Source organism: Paraburkholderia podalyriae, from assembly GCF_014397785.1.
Classification (GTDB): domain Bacteria; phylum Pseudomonadota; class Gammaproteobacteria; order Burkholderiales; family Burkholderiaceae; genus Paraburkholderia; species Paraburkholderia podalyriae.
This window is the reverse complement of the sequence record NZ_VZQQ01000012.1, coordinates 33,534-48,727: the sequence shown is the minus strand read 5'-3', so window position 1 is coordinate 48,727 and position 15,194 is coordinate 33,534. Positions and strand designations below refer to the sequence as shown.

The 15,194-nt window shown below is 65.2% G+C and carries 12 protein-coding genes; 1 reads left to right on the top strand and 11 read right to left on the bottom strand.

What is annotated here, in order from left to right:
• Window positions 1–6: 6 nt before the first annotated feature.
• The 10 genes from bktB to F6X42_RS16175 all read right to left on the bottom strand — a co-directional run bounded on the left by bktB (window position 7) and on the right by F6X42_RS16175 (window position 12,664).
• A complete protein-coding gene (gene bktB, locus F6X42_RS16220; protein ID WP_187635195.1) occupies window positions 7–1,191 on the bottom strand; it encodes a beta-ketothiolase BktB in 1,185 nt (394 codons plus the stop codon).
• 94 nt (window positions 1,192–1,285) lie between these two features.
• Complete coding sequence (locus F6X42_RS16215; RefSeq protein ID WP_187635194.1) at window positions 1,286–2,236, bottom strand: sugar kinase; 951 nt, start codon at window positions 2,234–2,236, stop codon at window positions 1,286–1,288.
• 3 nt (window positions 2,237–2,239) lie between these two features.
• Window positions 2,240–3,634, bottom strand: coding sequence for a 30S ribosomal protein S12 methylthiotransferase RimO (gene rimO / locus F6X42_RS16210; protein ID WP_187635193.1), 1,395 nt, complete (start codon window positions 3,632–3,634; stop codon window positions 2,240–2,242).
• A gap of 81 nt (window positions 3,635–3,715) precedes the next feature.
• Window positions 3,716–4,759: a tRNA dihydrouridine synthase gene (locus tag F6X42_RS16205; RefSeq protein WP_187635192.1), complete on the bottom strand. Its 1,044-nt coding sequence runs from the start codon at window positions 4,757–4,759 to the stop codon at window positions 3,716–3,718.
• Between the two features lie 271 nt (window positions 4,760–5,030).
• Entirely contained in the window at window positions 5,031–5,648 is a 618-nt protein-coding gene (gene phaR, locus F6X42_RS16200; protein WP_187635191.1) for a polyhydroxyalkanoate synthesis repressor PhaR, read from the bottom strand.
• A 137-nt stretch (window positions 5,649–5,785) separates the two neighbouring features.
• On the bottom strand, window positions 5,786–6,526 hold the full coding sequence (locus F6X42_RS16195) for a 3-ketoacyl-ACP reductase (protein WP_187635190.1): 741 nt from the start codon (window positions 6,524–6,526) through the stop codon (window positions 5,786–5,788).
• Between the two features lie 229 nt (window positions 6,527–6,755).
• Window positions 6,756–7,937, bottom strand: coding sequence for an acetyl-CoA C-acetyltransferase (locus tag F6X42_RS16190; protein WP_187635189.1), 1,182 nt, complete (start codon window positions 7,935–7,937; stop codon window positions 6,756–6,758).
• A 196-nt stretch (window positions 7,938–8,133) separates the two neighbouring features.
• Window positions 8,134–9,948, bottom strand: coding sequence for a class I poly(R)-hydroxyalkanoic acid synthase (phaC, locus tag F6X42_RS16185; protein WP_187635328.1), 1,815 nt, complete (start codon window positions 9,946–9,948; stop codon window positions 8,134–8,136).
• Window positions 9,949–10,553: 605 nt separating this feature from the next.
• Window positions 10,554–11,417 carry a peptidoglycan editing factor PgeF gene (gene pgeF, locus F6X42_RS16180; RefSeq protein WP_187635188.1) on the bottom strand — a complete coding sequence of 288 codons (864 nt, stop codon included), beginning with the start codon at window positions 11,415–11,417 and terminating at the stop codon, window positions 10,554–10,556.
• Window positions 11,414–12,664, bottom strand: coding sequence for an RluA family pseudouridine synthase (locus F6X42_RS16175; RefSeq protein WP_187635187.1), 1,251 nt, complete (start codon window positions 12,662–12,664; stop codon window positions 11,414–11,416). Before F6X42_RS16175 ends, pgeF begins: the two co-directional genes overlap by 4 nt.
• 38 nt (window positions 12,665–12,702) lie before the next feature.
• Between F6X42_RS16175 and F6X42_RS16170 the strand changes: the two genes are divergently transcribed.
• Window positions 12,703–13,563 (top strand): outer membrane protein assembly factor BamD, encoded by an 861-nt coding sequence (locus tag F6X42_RS16170; RefSeq protein WP_187635186.1) that lies wholly within the window; start codon window positions 12,703–12,705, stop codon window positions 13,561–13,563.
• Between the two features lie 93 nt (window positions 13,564–13,656).
• Here the strand turns inward: F6X42_RS16170 and rlmD are convergent, their stop codons facing one another.
• Window positions 13,657–15,087, bottom strand: a complete 1,431-nt coding sequence (rlmD, locus tag F6X42_RS16165; protein ID WP_187635185.1) for a 23S rRNA (uracil(1939)-C(5))-methyltransferase RlmD — start codon at window positions 15,085–15,087, stop codon at window positions 13,657–13,659.
• Window positions 15,088–15,194 lie beyond the last annotated feature (107 nt).

Sequence of the window (15,194 nt, the reverse complement as noted above, 5' to 3'; positions counted from 1 at the left end):
GCGCGCTCACAGACGCTCGAAAACCGCCGCGATGCCCTGGCCCCCGCCGATGCACATCGTGACGAGCGCATAGCGCCCGCCGATGCGCTGCAGCTCGTACAGCGCCTTCACGGTGATCAGCGCGCCGGTCGCGCCGATCGGATGGCCGAGCGAAATGCCCGAACCATTCGGATTGACCTTGGCCGGATCGAAGCCGAGCTCCTTGCTGACCGCGCACGCTTGCGCGGCGAATGCCTCGTTGGCCTCGATCACGTCGAGGTCGGCGACCGTGATCCCCGCCCGTTCGAGCGCCTTGCGGCTCGCCGGGACCGGCCCGATACCCATGTACGCCGGATCGACGCCCGCATGCGCGTACGACACGAGCCGCGCCAACGGCTTGACGCCGCGCCGCTCGGCGACGCCACGCTCCATCAGCACGACGGCCGCGGCCGCGTCGTTGATGCCCGACGCATTGCCCGCCGTCACCGTGCCGTTGTCCTTCACGAACACCGGCTTCAGCTTCGCGAAGTCTTCCGCCGCTGCGTTCATCCGTGGGTGCTCGTCAGTGTCGAACACGACGTCGCCCTTCTTCGACGGAATCGCAATCGGCAGAATCTGTTCGTTGAAGTAGCCGCTCGTGATCGCGTGGGCCGCGCGGCGATGCGACTCGAGCGCGAGCGCGTCCTGCGCGTCGCGCGAGATCTCGTACTTGCGCGCGACGTTCTCGGCGGTCACGCCCATATGGATCGACTGGAACGGATCGTTGAGCGCGCCGACCACCATGTCGACCAGACGCGCGTCGCCCATGCGCTGGCCGAAGCGCGCGGCCGGCATCGAGTAAGGCGCGCGGCTCATGTTTTCAGCGCCGCCGCCGATCGCGATATCGGCGTCGCCGAGCAGCACGCTCTGCGCAGCCGACACGATTGCCTGCAAGCCCGAGCCGCACAGCCGGTTCACGGTCAGCGCGGGCGTATGCTGCGCGACCCCGCCGTTGATCGCCGCGACGCGCGCGAGATACATATCCTTCGGCTCGGTGTGCACGACGTTGCCGAACACGACGTGCCCGACCTCGTCGCCCGCCACGCTCGCACGCTCGAGCACTTCGCGCACCACGCGCGCGCCGAGATCGGTCGGCGCGAAATCCTTCAGGCTACCGCCGAACGTGCCGATTGCCGTGCGCACACCACTTACCACCACTACGTCCCGTTGCATCGCTTGTCCCTCCTGTTGTCTGTCCAGTCTGCCTGGATGATTGCGCCAGCGCGGGCCAGCTTGCGCCGCGCGCGGCTCGCGTGATTCGTAATTCCTATCCGGCCAGCAGCCGCTCGACCGTCTCACGCGACGGGATCGGCGCGACCGCGCCATAGCCTTGCGTGGACAGCGCGGCGGCGACGTTCGCGTAGCGCGCGGCGGCAAATGGATCGTCGCCCGCGACGATGCGCGCGATGAATGCGCCGCCAAAGCAGTCGCCGGCGCCGGTCGCATCGACCGCATCGACGACGTGGCCCGGCACGACGCGCCGCTCGTCAGGCGTCGCGATATACGAGCCATCCTTGCCGAGCTTCAGCGCGACCACGCGCGGCCCGTGCGACAGCAGAAAATCCACGATCTCGTCGCGGCCGGTCAGCCCTGTCAGTTCGGTCACGTCGTCCCAGCTCGGCAGGCAGATGTCGGTCTGGCGGATCGCCTCGAGCATCACCGCGCGCGCCCGCGCGAGCGGCCACAGCTTCAGACGCAGATTGGTGTCGAAGCTCACGCGCACGCCATTCGCGCGCGCATGCGCGATCGCTTCGAGCGCGGCGTCGCAGGCGCTCACGCTGATCGCGAGACTGATGCCGGACAGATGCACGACCTTCGCCGCCGCGAGCGCGTCGCGCGGCAGGTCGGCCGGCGCATAGCGGCTCGCCGCCGAGCCGGCGCGCAGATAGTCGAACGCGTGGCCGTTGGGGCCGTGCGATACGAAATAAACGCCGGTCGATGCTTGCGCGTCGATGCGCACGAACGACGTGTCGACCCGCTCGCGCTCCCACAGATCGACGAGCAGGCGTCCGAAATGATCGGCGCCGACCGCCGACACGAAGCCGGTCCTCGCGCCCTGGCGCGCGGCCGCGATGCAGAAGTTCGACGTGTCGCCGCCGAAGCCCTGCAGATAGTTCGGCTGATCCTTCGCCGACTGGTTGAATTCGATCATTGCCTCGCCGAGCGCGAGGATTTCCGGTGCTTGAGCTTCAGGCCCTGCGGCCGCGCTGAGCGTCATCGCTTAGACCTCGCCCCACAGATCGTGACCGTCCGCGCCGGTGATCTTCACGGATACGAAATCGCCGACCTTGTAGCGCTTCGACGCTTTGGTGGACGGCGCGATATAGACGACGCCGTCGATCTCCGGCGCATCCGCCGCGGTGCGGCCGATACCGCCGTCCGCGTTGATGTCGTCGACCAGCACCTTCAGCGTTCTGCCGACCTTCTTCGCGATGCGTTTCGCCGACACCTGCTCGGCCACTTCCATGAAGCGCGCGCGACGTTCCTCACGCACTTCGTCGGGCAGCGCACCGTCGAGTTCATTCGCGCTCGCGCCTTCGACCGGTGAATACGCAAAGCAGCCAACGCGATCGAGCTCCGCCTCGCGGATGAAATCGAGCAGCGTCTCGAACTGTTCTTCGGTCTCGCCAGGGAAGCCGGCGATGAACGTGCTGCGAATCGTCAGATCCGGGCAGATCTCGCGCCACGCCTTCACGCGCTCCATCACCTTCTCGGCGTTGGCCGGGCGCTTCATGCGCTTCAGCACTTCCGGATGCGCGTGCTGGAACGGCACATCGAGATACGGCAGCACGTGGCCTTTATACGGGCCCAAGGCCATCATCGGAATCACTTCGTCGACGCTCGGATACGGATACACGTAATGCAGGCGCACCCACGCGCCGTATTGCGCGGCGAGTTCGCCGAGCGCGGCGACCAGATCCGTCATGCGCGTCTTGATCGGCTTGCCGTTCCAGAAACCGGTGCGGTATTTGACGTCGACGCCGTATGCGCTCGTGTCCTGCGAAATCACCAGCAGTTCCTTCACGCCGGACTTGAACAGATTCTCCGCTTCGAGCATCACTTCGGCGACCGGGCGCGACACGAGGTCGCCGCGCATCGACGGGATGATGCAGAACGTGCAACGGTGATTGCAGCCTTCGGAAATCTTCAGGTACGCGTAGTGGCGCGGCGTGAGCTTGACGCCCGCGGCGGGCACCAGATCGACGAACGGATCATGCGGCTTCGGCAGATGGCTGTGCACCGCCTGCATGACCTCGCCGAGCGCGTGCGGGCCGGTCACCGCGAGCACCTTCGGGTGCACTTCCTCGATCAGCCCCGAACCGCTTGCGCTCTTCTTCGCGCCGAGGCAGCCCGTGACGATCACCTTGCCGTTTTCGTTGAGCGCTTCGCCGATGGCGTCGAGGCTTTCCTGCACGGCTTCGTCGATGAAGCCGCAGGTGTTGACGACCACGAGGTCCGCGCCGTCATAGGTGCCGGAGATTTCGTAGCCTTCGGCGCGCAGCTGGGTGATGATCTGCTCGGAATCGACGAGGGCCTTGGGGCAGCCGAGAGAAACGAAGCCGACTTTCGGTGTCGCGCCCGGCACGGCCGGAGCGTTGGAGGGGGTGGAAGACATGGGGAACCGCTTGAAGACGTTAAACCCCGAATTGTAGCGGTTCGCCACCGCCACCGCTCGTAAGTCTTTGAATTCTAGCGCTCAAACGGGGATGGCTTCGGCCGGATCAGGTTGATTCAGCTCGTTATTTTCGTCGCTGAAAACGTCCCGACGCGTCGGCGCCGACGCGCCTGCCGCCGCCAGCGCCTGGCCGATTACCGTAAGAATTTCGTCAGAGTCCTGCACTCGCCGGATCGCCGCATGCAGTTCAGCCGCTTGCGGCCAGGTCCGTTGCAGGTAGCTGAGCCACTTCTTGACGCGGCCATGCTCATGGGTCAGCGTGCCGTGCGCGCGCAGCTTGTTCATGTAGCCGATGATCGATCGCAACACCTGCTGCCATTCGTCGGGCGACGGACACGGGTCCATCAGCCCGCGGATTCGCTGCGCGAGAAACGGGTCCGACACGGCGCCGCGCCCGATCATCAGGTCCGCGCAGCCGCTGACCGAGCGGCAGCGCTGCCAGTCCGCCACCGTCCAAACCTCGCCGTTCGCGATCACGGGCACCTCGACGGCGGCGTCGATGCGCGCGATCCACTCCCAATGGGCAGGCGGCCGGTAGCGGTCGTCGCGCGTGCGCGCATGCACGACGAGCGAGGCCGCGCCGCCGTCCGCCAGCGCCTGCGCGCATTCGATCGCCCGCGACGTGTCGGACACACCGAGGCGCATTTTTGCGGTCACCGCGATATCGGCCGGCACCGCGGCACGCACGGCCGAGACGATCCGGTTCAGCAGCTTCGGGTTGGCGAGCAACATCGCGCCGCCGCCATGCTGATTGACGACTTTGGCGGGACAGCCGAAGTTCAGATCGATACCGTAGGGCGACAGCGTGGCCGCATGCGCGGCATTGCGCGCCATCCATTCGGGATCGCTGCCGAGCAACTGGATCACCATTGGCGTGCCGCTGGCGGTCACGCTCGCGTGCAGGATTTCGGGCGCCTCGCGCTCGTAGACGCGGGTCGGCAGCAGCGAGCCTGTGATGCGGATGAACTCGGACACGCAGCCGTCGAAAGCGCCTGCGCTCGTCAGCACGTCGCGCAGCACGTAGTCAGCGAGCCCTTCCATTGGGGCGAGAATCAGTCGGCTCATCAGCGGTGTGGGTGAACGGCGGGTCAGAGCAGAATGATCCGCGCGGCCTTCGCAACGGAAGACGCTGACGCGATCAGGGAGAGGGTATGAAACATAGGACGGGCCCAGCGGAAGGAAAACGGTAACGGCGCAAGCAGCGGTGTGCCGGCAGTGGACGCAACGGACATCGAGCCGCCGGAATCCGGTTCCGACGGAAAAGCGTCCCGCACGGGGGGCGCCATTGTAGCGCGCCGACGGCTGCACTCCCGCGAGCTCGCCGCCACTCATTGCTTCACTTCTTCTCCGTCTCCGGATTCCCCTGCGGCGTAGCCGGCGCATTGCTCGCGTTGCTCGCATTGACCGCGCCGCCCGGCGTGAACGGGAAGGTGGCGAACATCGTCTTCGCCTGGTTCTGCATCTGCTCCTGCATTTGCACGAACATATTCTTCGATTGCTCGATGTAGCTGGTCATCATGCCCTGCATCATCGGCGCCTGCATGTTCATGAACTGCGCCCAGACTTCGGGGTTCATCGCCTTACCTTCATAGAGGTTCTTCGACTGGTCGGCGAGCTTCGCCTGAATGTCGATGAAGGCCTGGATGTTCTTTTCCAGATAGGTTCCCATCATGCCCTGCATCGCATGACCGTAGAACCGGATGATCTGCGACAGCATCGACGACGAGAACATCGGCAGGCCGCCGCTCTCTTCTTCGAGAATGATCTGCAGCAGGATCGAGCGCGTCAGGTCCTCGTTGCTTTTGGCATCGATGACCTTGAAATCCTCCTGATCGAGCACGAGTTGCTTCACATCAGTCAGCGTGATGTAGGTGCTCGTCTCGGTGTCGTAGAGCCGACGATTCGGATATTTCTTGATCAGTCGTTCGGCCGTTTTCTTTGTAGTAGTAGTCATGTAACGCCTTTAAGCTCGAGTTAAGCAAACGCGGAAACGGCGTCCGGGCTGTGCAATCGGAACCATTGCGCAGCCGGGACGCCGGCGAAACCATCTGAGCCCAAGCGCGCCGCTTTGCGGTCCGGCGCGCCGATGGCTCAGCCCATATGCAAGCCGCCGTTCAGCGAAAAATCCGCGCCGGTGGCGAAGCCCGATTCTTCCGACGCGAGCCACGCGACGATCGAGCCGATTTCGCCCGGCTGACCGAGGCGGCGCACCGGAATCGTCGCGACGATTTTTTCCAGCACGTCCGGGCGGATCGCCTTGACCATGTCGGTGCCGATGTAGCCTGGCGACACGGTGTTGACCGTCACGCCCTTGGTCGCGACTTCCTGCGCGAGCGACATCGTAAAACCGTGAATACCGGCCTTCGCGGTCGAGTAGTTGGTCTGACCGAACTGGCCCTTCTGGCCGTTCACCGACGAAATGTTGATCACGCGGCCAAAGCCACGCTCGACCATGCCGTCGATCACCTGCTTGGTGACGTTGAACAGGCTGGTCAGGTTGGTGTCGATCACCGCCGTCCAGTCTTCGTGCGTCATCTTGCGGAACACGACATCGCGCGTGATACCGGCATTGTTGACCAGTATGTCGATCTCGCCGACTTCGGCCTTGACCTTGTCGAATGCGTCCTTGGTCGATTGCCAGTCACCGACGTTACCCTCGGAGGCGACGAAGTCGTAGCCGAGTGCTTTCTGCTCGTCGAGCCACTTCGCACGGCGCGGCGAATTCGGGCCGCAGCCCGCGACTACCCTGAAGCCTTCTTTGTGCAAACGCTGGCAGATGCTGGTGCCGATGCCGCCCATGCCGCCCGTTACGTACGCAATTCGCTGTGTCATAAACCACACTCCGTTATCGTTATCGAGGCGCCTGCCGGCGCCCCTCGTGCCTCGCCTGATGCTGGTTCCCGTTGCCGCCGGGCGACCGCCTGGCAACGCGCACGACCGGCACGAGTCACCTGTTGCAGCGCGCCGCACCGCCAGTCGATGTGCGGCGCGGCCCGATACCTATGCCGGCGAAGGCCACGCGCGAACTCTCGCGAATGCGTGCGGCCGTACCCAGCGTACTTCAAACGCGCTCGACCGCGAGCGCGACACCCATGCCGCCGCCGATACACAGCGACGCCAGACCCTTCTTCGCATCGCGCTTCTGCATTTCGTGCAGCAGCGTGACGAGAATCCGGCAGCCGGACGCGCCGATCGGGTGGCCGATCGCAATCGCGCCGCCGTTCACGTTGATCTTCGACGTGTCCCAGCCCATCTGCTGATGCACGGCGAGCGCCTGCGCGGCAAACGCTTCGTTGATTTCCATCAGGTCGAGGTCGGCCGGCGTCCAGCCCGCGCGCTCGAGGCAACGGCGCGAAGCCGGCACCGGGCCCATGCCCATCACCTTCGGATCGACACCCGCGTTCGCGTACGCCTTGATGCGCGCGAGCGGCGTGAGGCCGAGCGCTTCCGCTTTTTTCAGCGACATCACGAGCACCGCGGCCGCGCCGTCGTTCAGACCCGATGCATTCGCCGCCGTGACCGTGCCTTCCTTCGAAAACGCCGGCTTCAGGCCCGCCAGCGATTCGGCCGTCACGCCATGACGCACGAATTCGTCGGTGGCGAAGCGCAGCGGCTCGCCCTTGCGTTGCGGAATCTCGACCGGCACGATTTCGTCGTTGAAGCGCCCTGACTTCTGCGCGGCTTCCGCCTTGTTCTGCGACAGCGCCGCGAACGCGTCCTGCTGTTCGCGCGTGATGCCGTATTCCTTCGCGACGTTTTCAGCCGTCACGCCCATGTGGTAATGGTTGTAGACGTCCCACAGGCCGTCGACGATCATCGAGTCGATCAGCTTCACGTCGCCCATGCGGAAACCGTCGCGCGAACCCGGCAGCACGTGCGGTGCGGCGCTCATGTTTTCCTGGCCGCCAGCCACGACGATGTCCGCGTCACCGGCGATGATCGCGTTGGCCGCGAGCATCACGGCCTTCAGACCGGAGCCGCAGACCTTGTTGATCGTCATGCCCGGTACGGCCGACGGCAAACCCGCCTTGATCAGCGCCTGACGCGCGGGGTTCTGACCGGAGCCCGCCGCCAGCACCTGGCCCAGAATAACTTCGCTCACCTGTTCCGGCTTCACGCCTGCCCGTTCGAGCACGGCGCGCACCGCGAGCGCGCCGAGTTCAGGTGCGGCAATCTTCGCCAGCGACCCACCAAACTTGCCCACTGCAGTACGAGCGGCCGATACGATCACAACATCAGTCATTTCCATATCCTCCGGGCATCCCGGCCAACTGCGCCGCAGCCCGCTACGTTAAAAATTGCGTTGCAACTTGCGTTGCTCTCACGCCTTCATCAACCAGACGCTCATTCACCTGCCAAACACTTCTTCACCGGCCGACTGCGCGTTATGGCCGACGTCCACGGCAACCTCGCACGCGCGTCGAGCCGGTGCGTGAAACTTACTCCCGTTGCCGCACGTAGCGGCCCGGCGCCGGCTCGATGACCGGGAATTCGTCGGAGCCCAGCGTGGCGCGCGGCTTCACTTTCTTGCCGCCGTACTGATCGAGCCAGTCGGTCCATTCCGGCCACCAGCTGCCGGGCACTTCGGTCGCCGCGTCGAACCAGTCGTCCGCGCTTTCTGGGAGCGTCTTCGCGTCGGTATCGAGCTTCCAGAAGCTGCGCTTCTTCTTCGCGGGCGGATTGATCACGCCGGCGATATGGCCCGACGCGCCGAGCACGAACTTCAGCGGTCCGGTGAGCAGCGGCGCCGACGCATACGCGGTTTGCCACGGCACGATATGGTCTTCGCGTGATCCGTAAATGAAGGTCGGCACGTCGATCTTCGACAGATCGATCGGCTCGCCGCAGGTGGTCAGTGCACCCGGCTCGCGCAGCTTGTTCTCGAGATACGTGTTGCGCAGATACCAGACGTACATCGGCCCCGGCAGACTGGTCGAGTCGCTGTTCCAGTACAGCAGGTCGAACGGCACCGGCGTGCGGCCCTTCAGGTAGTTGTCGACGACGTAGTTCCACACGAGGTCGTTCGGGCGCAGGAACGAGAACGTGTTCGCGAACTCGAGGCCGCGCATCAGTCCGGGCGGCGCGCCGTTCTTGCCGCCGATGGTCTGCTCGCGCATTTGCACGTGCGCCTCGTCGACGAACACGTCGAGCACGCCAGTGTCGGAAAAGTCGAGCATCGCCGTGAGCAGCGTCATCGACGCGGCCGGATGTTCGCCGCGCGCGGCGACCACGGCGAGCGCGGTGGCGAGCATCGTGCCGCCGACGCAGAAGCCGAGCGTATTGATCTGCTCGCGGCCGCTGATCTTGCGCACGGTGTCGATCGACGTGAGCACGCCCTCGCCGATGTAGTCGTCCCATGTCTTGTGCGCGATGGACTGGTCCGCGTTGCGCCACGAAATCAGGAACACCTGGTGGCCCGAATCCAGCGCGTGCGCGACCAGCGAGTTTTCAGGCTGCAGGTCGAGAATGTAGAACTTGTTGATGCACGGCGGCACGATCAGCAGCGGCCGCTCGCGCACGGTCGGCGTGCGCGGCTTGTACTGGATCAGTTGCAGCAGATCGTTCTCGAACACGACCGAGCCCTCAGTGTTGCCAAGGTTCTCGCCGACCGTGAAACGCGACTCGTCGGTTTGGGAAATCTTGCCGCGCTGCATGTCGCCGAGCAGGTTCATCACGCCTTGGCGAAGGCTCTCGCCGTTGCTGTCGAGCAGCGTTCTCTGCGCTTCGGGATTCAGCGCGAAGAAGTTGCTCGGCGAGGCCGCCGCGGTCCACTGCTGAACCGCGAAGCGAATGCGCTCACGCGTTTTCGGCGCGGTGTCGAGCGCCTCGACCATCTGCTGCAGAAAGCGCGCGTTCAGCAGATACCACGCGGCGGTGAACGCGTAGGCCGGCGCCGCGCTCCAGGCGTCCGCGCTAAAGCGACGGTCCTTGAGTTCAGGCGCCTTGCTCGTCGACGTGGTGGCCTGCTGGATCAGTTCGATCGCCTCGCGCGAATAGTCGGTCTGCAGTTTCTGTAAACGCTCTGGCGGAATCGCGGCGGTGGGAATGCCCAGCCCGGGCAACGACGGCAACGCGCCGGCGGCCAGCTTGCTGAAGTCGGGCATGCCGGGAAACGCAGGCATTGGCGGAAAGCCCGCCGTGATCTGCGCGAGGTTCGGCATCTGCGGCATTGAGGGCATCTGGAACGCTGTGCCGTTTGCCGGCGCGCCGAACGAACGCCATGCGTTCATCCAGGCGTCGAGAAATTGCTGCATGCCCGCGGCTGACGATGCACCGCTCGTACCGGCCTGCTGCGTCTGCTCCTTCGAGGAGTCCGTGCTGGGGGAAGCTGAGGAATGAGATGCTGCCATGCCTGCTTTTGACCGGTAAGTCCTTGCGGACGGGTTGAGAGGCAGGTTCGTGCGCACGTAGCGATGACTCGCAAGTCCGTCACGCCCTGTCCCATGAAGGACGAGGAGCTTAGAAGAATCATTCTTGCTCCCCATCGCAAGGCATGTCAATGCTTGCTCCCGATTTTGCCGCACTGCGATAGTTTTTTTATTATCGTTTTCCCTGTATGGCAAATCGCGCCCTTGCGAATCAAATGATTCACACCGCGAGGAAATTAAAAACTCCCACGGCGCATGGCATTTAAGCATATTTATTCGTTCGGCCACCCACACAGCCGGCGGGCGATTCGCGCTATTGGCGGTCGTTCTGGCAGCGCAACAAAAAAGGTGTGTAAAGGCTGGGAGACAGCCTTTCGGCGGCAGATCCGCAATGGGATTCGAAAATCACGAACCGGTGCGCATTCACGCGAAAATAAAACCACCGTTCGATTTAAAAGTATGACGAGATGCGCACGCGCGGCATCTCCAATTTAATCTGCAATGGATTGCGCCTGCTCGTCGATCCAGATCAACGCGGCCATCCGGCCGGTTTCGCGATCGCGGCGATACGAATAAAAGCGCTCGCGCAGCGTGACCGTGCACAGATCGCCGCCGCCGATGCGCGTAAGGCCGAGCCGCCGCAGGCGCAAGCGGGCGAGCGCCGGCAGATCGGCGAGATATTTGCCCGCATTGCCGGGATGCGCGACGAATGCCTGCGCGGTCGCATCACGTTGTGCGCCGTCGACATCCGTCATGAAGGCGTCACGCACGTCCGCCCCGACTTCGAATGCGTTGGGCCCGATCGACGGTCCGAGGTACACATGCAACTCGCTCGCCTCTACGCCCGCCAGCGCCGCGACCCGCGCTGCCGTCTGCTCGACGATGCCCGCCGCGAGTCCGCGCCAGCCTGCATGCGCGGCGCCGACCGCGCGCCCCGCCTGGTCGCACAACAGCACCGGCATGCAATCGGCCACCATCACGACGCACGCGATGCCCGCGCGATCGGTGACGCTCGCGTCGGCGCGCGCCGGCGCGCCATGCTCGCGCGCGTGCGCGACCGCATCCTCCGCACGTGCGATGTCCGCGCCGTGGATCTGTTCGAGCCACGCGGCTTCGCGAACACCGGTGAGCGCGATGAGCCGTGCGCGATTGCTTGCGACCGCGGCGGGATCGTCGCCGGTCTTCAGGCCCAGATTCAGACCGCCGGGCTGGTCAGCGCCGTTGCGCCAGCGGCCGAACGGCGCGTCGCTGACGCCGCCGTCGCGGGTGGTCACGAGCGCGCGCACGCGCGGCGACACGTTCCATGCGGGTTGCACGACATCGGCAAAACCCAGCTCCGGCAAATTGGTGCTCATGCGTGATCGTCCTCGTCGTGGTCGCTCTCTTTATCGTACGCGCCGTCGTCGAACGACGCATCGTAGTCCTCATCCTCGTCATTCGCGTCATCGAACTCGCCGGCGTCGTTGCGCCCCAGACCGAGCGCCGCCGACAACGCCTCGATATCGGCGGGCACGTCGGCGCGCCATTGCATCGAGCGGCCGGTCTTCGGGTGGATCAGTCCGAGCCGCCACGCGTGCAGCGCCTGGCGCGCGAAGCCGTCTGGCAGCGGCGTGACCGAGCGCTTGCCGCGCGCGCGCCCATACACGGGATCGCCGAGCAGCGGATGGCCAATATGCGCGCAATGCACGCGAATCTGATGCGTGCGCCCGGTCTCCAGATCGCAGTGAATCGCCGTGACCGGCTGACGCTGCCAAATCGCCGAGGCCACGCGCCGGAAATGCGTGCGCGCCGGCTTGCCGGCCGCCCCCGTGACCACGGCCATGCGCGTGCGCTCGCGCGGATCGCGGCCGATCGGCGCGTCGATCGTGCCTTCGTCGGGCATGTTGCCCCACACGAGCGCGAGATAGCGGCGCTTTACCGTGCGCGCCTGCAACTGACGCACAAGGTCAGTCTGCGCCTCGAGCGTGCGCGCGACCACCATCAGCCCCGAGGTCTCCTTGTCGAGCCGATGCACGATGCCCGCGCGCGGCAGACCCGCCGCGGCCTCGCCATAGCGGTGCAGCAGGCCGTTAAGCACGGTGCCGCTCCAGTTGCCGGCCGCCGGATGCACGACCATGCCGGCCGGCTTGTTGATGACGACGAGCGTGTCGTCCTCGTAGACGATGTCGAGCGGCACCGGCTCGGGCGTGAAGGCGAGCTGCTCGGGCAGCAGATCGGGCACGAGTTCGATCGTGGCGCCAAGCGGCACCGGTTGGCGGATTCTGGCCGGCTTGCCGTCGACGCGCACCCGCTGCGCCTCGATCCAGCTTTGCAGACGGCTGCGCGAGAACTCCGGAAAAACCTTCGCGAGCACCTTGTCGAGGCGCTCGCCGGCCAGTTCGTCGGGTACCAGGACGCTGCGCGGCGCTTCGTCGAGCGTGCGAACCGGCACGGGAGCCGCCGTGGCGGCGGAGCCTTGCGGACGGCTTGCGGCGAGTGCGTCGCCGGTGAAATCGTCGTCGAGGGAATCGACGCCCGACGCGTCGGCGGGGTCGGCGCTTACGCTATAATCTTCGTTGCTATTCCCGGCGCCTGCGGTGCCTGGAGTATTTGAGCGGGTCATTGAATCTGGGTCACCTGGACGTAAAGCTAGACTGGAAAATGCGAGCCTTGAACACCATCACTGAAGCGGCGATCAATTTGGCGGCCATCAAGAAGGCGGCCCGGAAAGTGGCCGGATACGTTGCGTGCGCCGCGGCCGTCGTCGCTATCGCGGCTTGCCATGGCCTGCCGGAAAAGACCGACGAAACGGCAACGTGGACCAACAACAAATTATATACGGAGGCGAACGACGCCCTGACCGGTGGTGACTTCGGTAAGTGCGCGAAGTATTTCGAGATGCTCGAGGGCCGCGACCCGTTCGGCCACTTCGCGCAGCAGGCGCAGATCAACGTCGCGTACTGCAACTGGAAGGACAACGAAAACGCCGCCGCCGACCAGGCCATCGACCGCTTCATCCAGCTGCACCCGGATCATCCGGACATCGCCTACGCGTACTACCTGAAAGGCATGATCCACTTCAACGACGATCTCGGTCTGTTCGGCCGCTTCTCGGGCCAGGACATGAGCGAGCGCGACCCGAAGTCGCTGCGCGAGTCGTATGACGCGTTCAAGGTCGTGGTGGACCGATTCCCGAACAGCAAGTACGCGGCGGACGCCGCGCAGCGCATGCGCTACATCGTGAATGCGCTCGCATCGCACGAAGTCCACGCCGCGGACTACTACTATCGCCGCGGCGCCTATGTCGCCGCCATCAACCGTGCGCAGCTCGCATTGCGCGAGTACAAGAACGCGCCGGCCATCGAAGACGCGCTGCACATCATGATCCTGTCGTACGAGAAGCTGAACAACCAGCAACTCGCCGACGACACGCGTCGCGTGCTGGCCGGCACCTTCCCCGACAGCCCGTACGTGACCGGCCACGCACGGCCCGGCGCCGCGAAGTCGTGGTGGCAGTTCTGACGCCCCACGCGCCGACGGCACGCTGAGCGTCGTCTGAAAAAGAAAACGCCACGACCTCGGTCGTGGCGTTTTCTTTTATGCGCGCCGCGAGACTCAATCTCGCTCGAACAGCGCAATCGATTCCACGTGCGACGTGTGCGGGAACATGTTGACGACGCCCGCGCCCACCAGCCGATAGCCGGCCTCGTGCACGAGCAGCCCGGCATCGCGCGCGAGCGTGCCCGGCGCGCACGACACGTACACGATGCGCTTCGGCAGAGGCCCGTTGCCGCTTTGCGCAATTTCCGCGAGGGCCTTCGCGATCGCGAGCGCGCCTTCGCGCGGCGGATCGATCAGGAACCTGTCGAAGTGGCCGAGCGCGCGCAGGTCGTCGGCGGTGACTTCGAACAGGTTGCGGCACGCGAACGACGCATGCCCCGCGACGCCATTCAGCTCCGCATTGGCGAGCGCGCGCTGGGTCAGCTCTTCGCTGCCCTCGATGCCGACCACTTCCCGCGAGATGCGCGCGAGCGGCAGCGTGAAGTTGCCGATCCCGCAGAACAGGTCGAGCACGCGGTCCGTGCGCGCCGGCGCGAGCAGGCGCAACGCGCGACTCACTAGCACACGGTTGATCGCGTGATTGACCTGGGTGAAATCAGTGGGCTTGAACGGCATGCGGATGCCGTACTCGGGCAGCGTGTAGTCGAGCTGCACGTCAAGCGGATAAAGCGGCGTGACCGTGTCGTGTCCGCCCGGCTGGATCCAGAACTGCACGTTGTGCTCGTCGGCGAACTCGCGCAGTACCTGCTCGTCCTCAGCCGTCAGCGGTTCGAGGTTGCGCACGACGAGCGCCGTGACCGACGAGCCGACCGCGAGTTCGAGCTGCGGCATGCGCTCGTAGATCGACAGCTTGCGGACCATGAAGCGCAGCGGCATCAGCATCGCCGACACATGCGGCGGGAGCACCTCGCAGGTCTTCATGTCGGCGATATAGCTGCTCTTCTTCTCGTGAAAGCCGATGCGCATGCCGCCGCGCTCCGGCAGAAAGCGCACCGCGAGCCGCGCGCGATACCGATAACCCCAGGACGGCCCGTGAATCGGCCGGAACACCGTTTCGGGGCGAAGCTTCGCAAGATGCTGCAGGTTGTCCTCGAGCACGCGCTGCTTGACCGCCACCTGCGCGCGCATGTCGAGATGCTGCATCGAGCAGCCGCCGCAGACGTTGAAGTACGCGCATTTCGGCGTCGTGCGGATCACGCTCTCGCGGAACACCTGGACCACTTCGGCCTGCTCGAATTTGGGTTTGCTGCGATACGTCGAGTAGCTGACCAGTTCACCCGGCAGTGCGCCTTCGACGAACACGACCTTGCCTGGCGTGCCGTCTTCGCTGGTGGTGCGGCCCACGCCGCGCGCTTCCATGTCGAGCGACACGATTTCGATAACCGGTTCGTTGCCGGTAATGACGGGCGCCGGCGCCGGGGCCTGCGCCCTGGCATGCTTCGATGAGCGCCGCGGCGAGCGACGTTGGGGGGCAGTTCGGGACACCTGCGGACTTCCTGACAAACTGTGGGGGAAAGGCGAGATTGTAGACGAAGCGTCGGGCTTGCCTGCGGCGCGGTGCGGGTCGGGCGTGCGGCGAGCACGCGCAAGCC

What these genes read in the sequence shown, in the direction of transcription:
- F6X42_RS16195 (WP_187635190.1), bottom strand. Translation starts at nt 6,526, where the DNA reads ATGACACAGCGAATTGCGTACGTAACGGGCGGCATGGGCGGCATCGGC.
- phaC (WP_187635328.1), bottom strand. Translation starts at nt 9,948, where the DNA reads ATGCAGCAATTTCTCGACGCCTGGATGAACGCATGGCGTTCGTTCGGC.
- bktB (WP_187635195.1), bottom strand. Translation starts at nt 1,191, where the DNA reads ATGCAACGGGACGTAGTGGTGGTAAGTGGTGTGCGCACGGCAATCGGC.
- phaR (WP_187635191.1), bottom strand. Translation starts at nt 5,648, where the DNA reads ATGACTACTACTACAAAGAAAACGGCCGAACGACTGATCAAGAAATAT.
- pgeF (WP_187635188.1), bottom strand. Translation starts at nt 11,417, where the DNA reads ATGAGCACCAATTTGCCGGAGCTGGGTTTTGCCGATGTCGTGCAACCC.
- F6X42_RS16205 (WP_187635192.1), bottom strand. Translation starts at nt 4,759, where the DNA reads ATGAGCCGACTGATTCTCGCCCCAATGGAAGGGCTCGCTGACTACGTG.
- rimO (WP_187635193.1), bottom strand. Translation starts at nt 3,634, where the DNA reads ATGTCTTCCACCCCCTCCAACGCTCCGGCCGTGCCGGGCGCGACACCG.
- F6X42_RS16190 (WP_187635189.1), bottom strand. Translation starts at nt 7,937, where the DNA reads ATGACTGATGTTGTGATCGTATCGGCCGCTCGTACTGCAGTGGGCAAG.
- F6X42_RS16215 (WP_187635194.1), bottom strand. Translation starts at nt 2,236, where the DNA reads ATGACGCTCAGCGCGGCCGCAGGGCCTGAAGCTCAAGCACCGGAAATC.
- F6X42_RS16175 (WP_187635187.1), bottom strand. Translation starts at nt 12,664, where the DNA reads ATGACCCGCTCAAATACTCCAGGCACCGCAGGCGCCGGGAATAGCAAC.
- F6X42_RS16170 (WP_187635186.1), top strand. Translation starts at nt 12,703, where the DNA reads ATGCGAGCCTTGAACACCATCACTGAAGCGGCGATCAATTTGGCGGCC.